General features: G+C 68.1%; 11 protein-coding genes and 1 pseudogene. All 12 read left to right on the forward strand.

Going from position 1 to position 8,355, the window contains the following annotated elements; translation table 11 throughout:
• A partial coding sequence (locus tag ABD378_RS43910) for an AfsR/SARP family transcriptional regulator (protein WP_344531121.1) occupies positions 1 to 575 on the forward strand: 575 nt, incomplete at its 5' end.
• Positions 576 to 1,042: 467 nt separating this feature from the next.
• Positions 1,043 to 1,744, forward strand: coding sequence for a 3-oxoacyl-[acyl-carrier-protein] synthase III C-terminal domain-containing protein (locus tag ABD378_RS43915; RefSeq protein ID WP_344531123.1), 702 nt, complete (start codon positions 1,043 to 1,045; stop codon positions 1,742 to 1,744).
• 48 nt (positions 1,745 to 1,792) lie between these two features.
• Complete coding sequence (locus tag ABD378_RS43920; protein WP_344531125.1) at positions 1,793 to 1,921, forward strand: hypothetical protein; 129 nt, start codon at positions 1,793 to 1,795, stop codon at positions 1,919 to 1,921.
• 420 nt (positions 1,922 to 2,341) lie between these two features.
• Positions 2,342 to 3,274, forward strand: coding sequence for a hypothetical protein (locus ABD378_RS43925; protein WP_344531127.1), 933 nt, complete (start codon positions 2,342 to 2,344; stop codon positions 3,272 to 3,274).
• Positions 3,275 to 3,316: 42 nt separating this feature from the next.
• A complete protein-coding gene (locus tag ABD378_RS43930) occupies positions 3,317 to 4,195 on the forward strand; it encodes a diiron oxygenase (protein ID WP_344531129.1) in 879 nt (292 codons plus the stop codon).
• Positions 4,192 to 4,440, forward strand: a complete 249-nt coding sequence (locus ABD378_RS43935; protein ID WP_344531131.1) for a phosphopantetheine-binding protein — start codon at positions 4,192 to 4,194, stop codon at positions 4,438 to 4,440. The genes ABD378_RS43930 and ABD378_RS43935 overlap by 4 nt, the downstream gene beginning before the upstream one ends.
• On the forward strand, positions 4,434 to 5,264 hold the full coding sequence (locus ABD378_RS43940; protein WP_344531133.1) for a class-II aminoacyl-tRNA synthetase family protein: 831 nt from the start codon (positions 4,434 to 4,436) through the stop codon (positions 5,262 to 5,264). Before ABD378_RS43935 ends, ABD378_RS43940 begins: the two co-directional genes overlap by 7 nt.
• The gene (locus ABD378_RS43945; protein ID WP_344531136.1) at positions 5,264 to 6,265 is read left to right on the forward strand and encodes an NAD(P)H-dependent flavin oxidoreductase; all 1,002 of its coding nucleotides are present in this window, start codon (positions 5,264 to 5,266) and stop codon (positions 6,263 to 6,265) included. Before ABD378_RS43940 ends, ABD378_RS43945 begins: the two co-directional genes overlap by 1 nt.
• The gene (locus ABD378_RS43950) at positions 6,255 to 7,124 is read left to right on the forward strand and encodes an alpha/beta fold hydrolase (protein WP_344531138.1); all 870 of its coding nucleotides are present in this window, start codon (positions 6,255 to 6,257) and stop codon (positions 7,122 to 7,124) included. The genes ABD378_RS43945 and ABD378_RS43950 overlap by 11 nt, the downstream gene beginning before the upstream one ends.
• The gene (locus ABD378_RS43955; RefSeq protein WP_344531140.1) at positions 7,117 to 7,371 is read left to right on the forward strand and encodes an acyl carrier protein; all 255 of its coding nucleotides are present in this window, start codon (positions 7,117 to 7,119) and stop codon (positions 7,369 to 7,371) included. The genes ABD378_RS43950 and ABD378_RS43955 overlap by 8 nt, the downstream gene beginning before the upstream one ends.
• 73 nt (positions 7,372 to 7,444) lie before the next feature.
• The gene (locus ABD378_RS43960) at positions 7,445 to 7,948 is read left to right on the forward strand and encodes a 4'-phosphopantetheinyl transferase superfamily protein (RefSeq protein WP_344531142.1); all 504 of its coding nucleotides are present in this window, start codon (positions 7,445 to 7,447) and stop codon (positions 7,946 to 7,948) included.
• Between the two features lie 92 nt (positions 7,949 to 8,040).
• Positions 8,041 to 8,355, forward strand: a pseudogene (locus ABD378_RS43965) (APC family permease); the annotation flags it as partial.

Genomic DNA, 8,355 nt, shown 5'->3' on the forward strand with positions numbered 1-8,355 from the left:
GCCGCACGGGCAAGGACGTACTGGTCACCTCGCCGGGCGGCTATCGGCTGGAGGCCGGCGGTGGCACCCGCGACTACGGAGAGTTCGGGCGCCTGAGCAACGAGGGCTACCGGGCCATGGACAGCGAGGACTACTCAGGCGCGGCACGCATCCTGCGCGAGGCACTCGCCCTGTGGCAGGGGCCCGCACTGGCCGATGTGAACGCCGGAAGCCATCTTGAGATGGAGACACGCAGGCTGGAGGAAGCCCGCCTGGGCGCCCTCGACCAGCGGATCGAGGCCGACCTCTGCCTGGGGCGCTACCGCGAACTGCTCCCGGAGCTCACCGTCCTGGTCGAGCGCCACACCATGCACGAGAGCCTGCACAGTCAGTTCATGCTCGCGCTGTACCGCTCGGGCCGGGGCGGCGAGGCGCTGCACGTCTATCAGCGGTTGCGCGGCACGTTGGTACGCAACCTCGGGCTCGAGCCAAGCGCTCCGGTGCGACGGTTGCAGCGCTCGATCCTCAAGGCGTCCTCCGACATCACCCAGGACGCACTGCTCGACGGCCGCACGGCGCCGGAACCGGTCAGCTGAGCGCAGCGGCGCCGTGACCGCCGCTCAGCAGACCGGATACCCAGCTCTACGGGCCCACCAGGCACGACATCCCTCCACGCCACAGCGTGACTTCATTCCCGGTGAAGTCCCTGTCCATGGCTTCTGGAAGGGAACTCGGAGGCCGGTGGAGGGATGTGCAGGATCCTTGCTCCCCTGCACGAGGCGAACTTAGATTCGCACTCCTGACGAGAGTCAGCAGAGTCCTCGTGCGAAGCGGCCGCGGAACAGTCCGCTCACCACATCGCATGCATGCCCTAGGGGGAGACATGTTCGTGGGATGGGGATCACGTCATGCACAGATCCGGTCGGTCGCCGGCTACCACCCCCACCGCGCGGTCATCCCCTCCGCTCTCACCGGTGCATACGCTGCCGGGGGCGAGCAGACACGGCAACGCACGGCCCTCACCGTCCGGCCCCCGCCCCGCACCGAGGAGTCCCTGGAATCCATGGGTGCCCGCGCGGCCCGGGACGCCGCTGCCCGGATCGGTGTCGACACGGACGACGTGGACTGCGTGCTGGTCGCCTCGCTGAGCAAGCGCGACGAGCAGCAGAAACTGGCGCATGCCGTGGCCGACCGGCTCGACGGCACCCCGCGCGCGGCGCTTGACGTGAATGCCGCCTCCGGGGGGTTCTGCTCGGCGCTGGAACTGGGGCGCTGCCTCGTCTCGGCGGGCACCTACGACCGTGTGCTCGTCGTCGGCACCGAGCGCACGCACGACTCTGGCCTCGTCGAGGCAGGGGACCCCACGGGACCCCACCGGGCCGCGGGCGCCGGAGCCGTCCTGCTGGAGGCCGGCGACGAGCCCGGCATCAGTACTCCCGCCTGGGGCAGCGGAGCGGCGCCGGCGCAGGTGGCGAGGACGGCGGTGCAGCGTGCGGGGCTGCGCATGCAGGGCGTGCGCGCGTTCGTGTCGCATCGTCATCCTGACGAACGCATACGCCAAGACGCGGCAATCGTCCTGTCTCTGGCGCGCGATGTGATCGTGGCCCATGACGCCTGCCTGTCGGGCAGCCCTTCGGCCGCGTCCATCCCCGCGGCCATCGCGACGCTGCTGGCCGAGTTTCCCGCACTGTCGGGCGAGCCGGCCCTCCTGGTCGGCTTCGGCGCCGAACTCAGCCTCGCGGCCCAGGTGGTTCGCCTCCCCTGAACGAACCGGTGCATCCGAACTGCGAACCCTATGAAGAGGACGGACCCCATGGATGTGATCGAAGAGCAAGAGAAGTACACGCTGCGCCACGACGCCCTGATCGCGCCGCCCCTGCTGCTGCCCGGCGAGGAAGACGAGACCGACGACGAACCCCAGCTCGTGCGAGGAATGGACTGACAGGCCGCAACACGACAGGGGCTCGGCCGGACGAGGAACCTGCCGCCGGCCGAGCCGACACCGCCCGAACTCCGCCTGGACATCGGCCGGTTGCCCGAACACAGAGAGGTCTCCAGCCCGCCTCGGAGCGCCGGCGGTGAGTCGCTTCTCCGGCCCGGTCGCGGCGGGCGCTCGCCCGGCATCGGGCCGACACGCAGCGCCGAAGGACTGACGTATGCGCCTGTCAGGTTGCGGGTCTTAATTCCTCCAGGCCGCATATGGGAAATGCACGAGCATGCATGTGGAAACACCGTTCCTCATCGCAATCCGCGACTGCTAGCTTCGGGACAGTCGGCGCCGGACAGTCGGCTCGGATTTCGCCTGGAAGGACGGTCTGTGCCACCTCAAGCTGTGAAAATAAATGCACGCGCCTGGGATGAAGTGGCGGATTCCATCGAATTCGTTCCTGCCGCGTACTCCAGCAAGACCCGGCCGGAGTCAGCGGCACAGGAAATGCTGAGGTGCGGTCCGGGCGATATCGAAACGTTGGTCGCTGCGGGTTTGCCGTTCGATGTGCAATCGGGTGTGCGCCACTTCGACGTGAATGATCTGTACAACCTCGGAATGTATTCCGGTAGGTCAAACACCCAGCCGGAGCTCGCCTTCCGGATGCTGTTCCGCTTCGCCGGCCGCCAGGTCGCTGATCTGCTGCACCCGAAGTCATGGGACTTTCAGGTCCGGTTGGACTGCACCGAGTGCGGCGGAGTCGCGCCCTGGCGCTTCGAGGCACCCGATGCCGTCCGGTTCGGCGGGGCCGTCAACCATGTGGTGGCGCCGACGCGAGCGAGCGAGGGAACGGCCGAGTACAAGGCCACCGTCACCACGACGGGCGTCCGCACTCCACTGGTCTCCTCCGAGCTGAGGAGCCTCACCCGCGACTACCTTGAGGCCGGATACCGCTGGCAGATGGTCCCGGTCGCCATGCAGGCCAACTACCAGTTGGTGCACACGCTGGGATCGACCAGCTGCATCGCGGCGAGCCTGCTGCTGGCCGAGCGCTTCCGCGCGGCCGGCTACCGGGCCGAGGCGAAACGAGGTTGGTTCTGCGGTGTCCTCGGCGGCGCGCTGGACCTCCCGCACGCCAGCGTGGAGGTCGAGGACGACGACGGTGTGCTCAAGACCGTGGACATCGCCAAGGCGCAACTGGCCGCCCGCCTGTCGTCGAACACGGAGGCCTTCCAGGATCTCTGCCTCGGTTCGATCTACAACAAGGTGATCCCGTCCACCGCGTCCGGAAGCGCGGCCTTCGCCACCCACGAGTGCGGGTCGCAGACGCCGGTGCACGTGCGCGCGGACATCCGCTCGCTGCGCTGACGTCAATTTCCCGCGCCACTCCGTTTGGAAGGACGAGTGTAAATGGCGGTACGTGAGATAGAACCGGTCGTCTTGGATCTGGACCGTTTGGAGAATCTCGCCGAATCCGGCTACTACAACCCGTACACGATGTTCGACTGGCCTGATTCCATCGAGCCGGATCTGCCGTGGATGTCCGAGGGGTTGACCACGCTGGCCGGTACCCCGATGTGGGACGAACTCACCCGCGAACAGCAGATCGCACTCACCCGGTATGAGGCGATCAATTTCTTCAGTCTCAACATTCACGGCATCCGTGAACTGATGAGTGAAGTCGTGATGCGCATCCACGAGCGAACGTACGCGGACGTATCGGAGTTCTTGCACCACTTCATCGGTGAAGAGAACGAGCACATGTGGTTCTTCGCGCAGTTCTGCCTGCGCTACGGCGGAAAGCTCTACCCGGCCCAGCCGACGCTGAAGGCCGACTCGGTGGACCATCTCTCATCGGTGGCCCGTGAGTTGATCGTGTTCGCGCGCATCCTGATCTTCGAAGAGATCGTCGACTACTTCAACGCGAACATGGCCACGGACCAGTCGCTGCCGGCCATTGCCCGCGAGATCAACCGGGTGCATCACCAGGACGAGAGCAGGCACGTCGCGTTCGGCCGGATGATCTTCACCCACCTCCTCGGCCAGGTGGCCGAGCGGGACCCGGACGAGGTGCCGGTGGTCGCCGAGTACCTCGAGAACTACCTGCAGTACAGCATCGGCACCCTCTACAACCCGGCCGCCTACCGGGACGCGGGCATCCCGGACGCGCTGGCCCTCCGGCGCAAGGCCCTGGAGCACCCCGCCCGGGTGGAGGCGCACGACCAGGTGCTCAAGCGGACCAGGAAGTTCCTCACCAAGGCCGGCGTGGGACGGGAGGCGATCAAGTGACGTCCGAACCGATGCAGGCCGTCCGCGAGTTCATCCAGGGCCGCAACCCCAAGATCGGGCCGCTCACCGACGAGCTGGACCTGATCGACAGCCGCGCCATCGACTCGCTCGCGTTCGTCGAGTTCATCTTCCTGCTCGAGGAGCTGACCGGTGAACCGATCGACCCGGAGGACCTGAACCTCGACGACTTCCGCACCCTCAAGGCACTCGAAACCCGATTCTTCGTGAAGGAAGCGGCATGCTGACGACAACGACCGACAACGGCCTCGGAGTTCTCGACGGCAGCCAGCTCAGGCTGCTCCGGGCCATCGACGCGGTGTTCCTGCGCCTGGCCGGAGACTGGCAGGCTCCCGAGTTCCGGTTCCCGTTCCTGATGCGGTGCAAGGACCTCGACACCTTCGACTACTACGACAACTTCCCGCACCTGGGCCTCGCCGCGACCCGGCTCGATCCGGAGCTCCTGGCCGGGGAGCTGGCCACGACGTCGCGGCCGGTCGAGCGGATACCGGCCGAGGTGATGGAGTCGACCGCCTTCGCCCTGCCCTCGGCGGCCTGCTACTCCATCTACGTAGACCTGGCCGGATCCGTACTGCCCGCCGACGGCGTACTGCGCACCACGGTCGGCACGTGCTTCCGCAACGAGGATCACTACGAGGGCCTGCAGCGCCTGCTCGGCTTCTCCATGCGCGAGATCGTCTGTGTCGGCCCGGAGGATGCGGCCAAGAGCCATCTGATCCGTGCGAAGGAAGCCGTGGTGGCCCTGTGCACCGAGCTCGGGCTCGACCTGCAGATCGAGGTTGCCACCGACCCGTTCTTCGACAAGAACAGCGGCAAGGCCAAGATGCAGCGGCTCTTCCCGGTGAAGGAGGAGTTCGTCGTGGGCGGCCTGGCCATCGGCTCGGTCAACTACCACCGGAACTTCTTCGGCGACCGGTGCGGCATCAGGGCGGGCGACGACACCGCGCACACGAGCTGCCTGGCCTTCGGTCTGGAGCGCTGGGTGCACACCCTGACGGACCGGTTCGGCGGCGCGGACGCCGCGGCGGCCGCGATCGAGAGCCTGAATTGATGCGTGCCACCGCGGCCGGGGTGCTCGGCCTGGAGGCGAGTCTGCTGCAGTCGGGCATGGGCGGTGTGGCGGGCACGGAGTTGGCCTGCGCGGTGTCCAACGCCGGGGCGGCCGGCTGCGCGGGCGGCTACAAACTGGCCGGCGGTGCGCTGTCGGCCATGCTGGACCGGTTGACCGCGGGTACCGATCGGCCGGTCGGCGTGAACCTGATCCCGGAGGTGGTCGGGCCGGTCGAGCTCGACCGGCAGGTGGCGCAGGTGCTCGACGAGACACCGGAGCGCGTGCACCTGTCCTTCTTCGGAATGCCGGACGACGCGGTCCTCGAGCGCGTCGCCGCCGCGGAACGCCGACTCGTCGTCCAGATCGGGACCGTAGAGGACGGTGTGCACGCGGCAGCGCGGGGCGCGGTCGTGGTGGCACAGGGCACCGAGGCGGGCGGACACCTGCTCGGGACGTCGCGGCGTGACGCGCTGGTGGCCGCGCTGCGGGACCGGCTGCCCGACGCCTGTCTGGTCGCCTCGGGCGGAATCGGATCGCCCGAGGAGGCCGAACGGGCACTGGACGCAGGTGCCGACGGCGTGCTGCTGGGCACCGCCTTCGTCGTCGCCCACGAATCGCGGGCCCACGCCCGTTTCAAGTCGGCGGTGACCGGCGCCGACGAGACCGACACCGTGATCACCGATGTGTACGAGATCGGGTGGCCGGGCCGACGGCATCGCGTGCTCGCCACGACCGTCACCGCCGACCCACAGCAGCCCACGAAGTTCATCGGCAAGACGGTGGTCGAGGGCAAGCCGTACCTGGTGCCGCGCTTCAGCGCGGCGGTGCCCACCGAGGCGACCAGCGGCCGCATCGAAGAGATGGCGCTGTACTGCGGCCGGTCCTGCGGCGCGATCTCCGACGAAGTCTCGGCGGCCGATGTCGTCGCCGCGTTCGCACGGGTCCTCCCGGGGGCCGAAGTCGTCAAGACCAGAGAGAGGGCGGACAGTTATGTCGGCTGATGCAGTGCAGGATGACTACTACCACGACCTGAGTTATCGCGAGGGCACAGCGCCCGTACGCACCAGGGAGGGCGTCGAGCTCTACTGCGAGTCCACCGGTGAGGGCATTGCCATCACGACGCTCAACAACTTCTTCTTCACCGCTCCGTTCTGGCGGGACTACACCGACGAACTCGCCAAGCACTACCGCGTGGTGAGCTACGACCTCTGCAATCACGGCCACTCCACGCGTCTGGAGCAGGAGCCGACCTGGGAGGAACACGCGGCCGACCTGAACGCCCTGCTCGACGCGCTGGAGATCGACTCGACGTACCTGCTCGCCTCGTCGGCCTCCACCCAGCTCGCCCGTGACGTGGCCCTCGCCTACCCGGACCGGGTCCGGGGCCTCGTGCTGGCCGGACCGGTCGTCGGCCCGCAGATGCGGCGCCACCGGATGCTCCAGCGGGCCTGGCTGCGGACGTTGAACAGCCACGACATCCCCGTGCTGTTCAGCCACATGTACCCCGAGTTCGTCAGCACGCAGATGATCGAGGAGTACGGCACGCCGGGCTTCCTCGGCCTTCGGGAGAGCTTCCTGGCCATGTCGACGCCCGAGGAACTCAACAACGGTCTGACGCTGGCTCAGAAGGGCGACTCAAGCACCGATCTGCTGACCCGCATCCAGGCGCCGACGCTGATCGCCCTTGGTGACGACGACATTCTGCTCGGCCCGACGGCGGGCCACGAGCTGGCCGCGCTGTTCCCGAACGGCCGCTGCGCGATCATGCCGAAGGCCGGCCACGTGCCTTTCCTCGACGACCCCGTGGGCTTCCAGGAGCTCGTACGGAAGTTCATCGACGAAGCGGAAGAGCATGTCTGATACGGCGGTGGAGGTACGGCAGCAGATTCGCGAGCTGCTGGTCGACGTGTTCGGCGGCCCCTCCTTCGTCAGCGGAGTGCACGACGGCGTGTCGCTCCGCGAGGCCGGGGTGCCTTCCACCGCACTGGTCGCTCTGCTGGTCGCGATGGAGGACGCGTTCGGTTTCGAGTGGGACGACGACGTCCGGCCCGAGGTGTTGCGCTCGATCGATTCGCTGGCAGGCCACGTCGTGGCGCTGCGCAACTGAGGGCCGCACGGTGACCGTTGAGCCGGCCGCGCCCTGGGGCCCGGCACCGGAGATGTCAATGGAGATGTCTCCGGTGCTGGCGCCCCACGGACCGGCCGAGCAGTTCGCAGCCGGTCGTCGTGCGGCCGCCGCGGCACTGGCCGCGGCCGGGTCGACCGAGCGAACGGTGCCACGGGCCCGGGACGGCAGGCCGCTCTTCCCCCAGGGCTTCGCCGGTTCGATCTCCCACACCGGCCGGCTCGCGGTCGCCGCGGTGGTCCCCGGTGCCGAGGCGGTCGGCGTCGACATCGAGCCCACGCCCATCACCCCTCGTATGGCCGCGTTCCTCCTGCGGGAACAGGAGCGGCGCCTGCTGCTCGCCCCGATCGGGTCCTACACCGCACGCGACCTGTTCGCCGCCAAGGAAGCCGCGTTCAAGGCGATGAACTGCATCCGCACCTTGGGGGAGTTCCTGTTCTGGCAGATCGACCTCGGCCAGTCCGACGGCGCGTTGATCGCAACGTACCGCGGCGAATCGGTGCCTCTGTGGATTCGCTCGGAGGCGGATCTTTCGTTCGCCGTGGCGATACGGCGTTGAAGTTCATGGCCTCGATTCTTCTGCCCACTCGCCCTCGCACGAGCGTGATCTCCCGCTCGGTTCCGGGCCGTTGTCCTCATCTGGAGACCTTCATGACCGGCACACCCCCGCCCGAGGCAAGCGCACGCTTCCAGCGCACGCTGACCACCCCGAAGATCGTGTTCATCATCATCGCCGCGGCCGCCCCCCTGGCCGCGATGGTGTTCACCGTCCCGCTCGCCTTCGCCATCGGCACCGGCCCCGGCGTGCCGGCCATGTTCCTCTTCGCGGGCCTGACCCTGCTGTGCTTCTCCGCCGGCTATGCCGCCATCACACGGCGGATCAGCCACATGGGCGGTTTCTACACCCACATCGCGCACGGCCTCGGCCGCCGCGCGGCGGCCGGGTCGGGACTGCTCGCGGTGCTC

Origin of the sequence: Streptomyces rectiviolaceus, assembly GCF_039533825.1 — a bacterium.
Lineage (GTDB): Bacteria > Actinomycetota > Actinomycetes > Streptomycetales > Streptomycetaceae > Streptomyces > Streptomyces rectiviolaceus.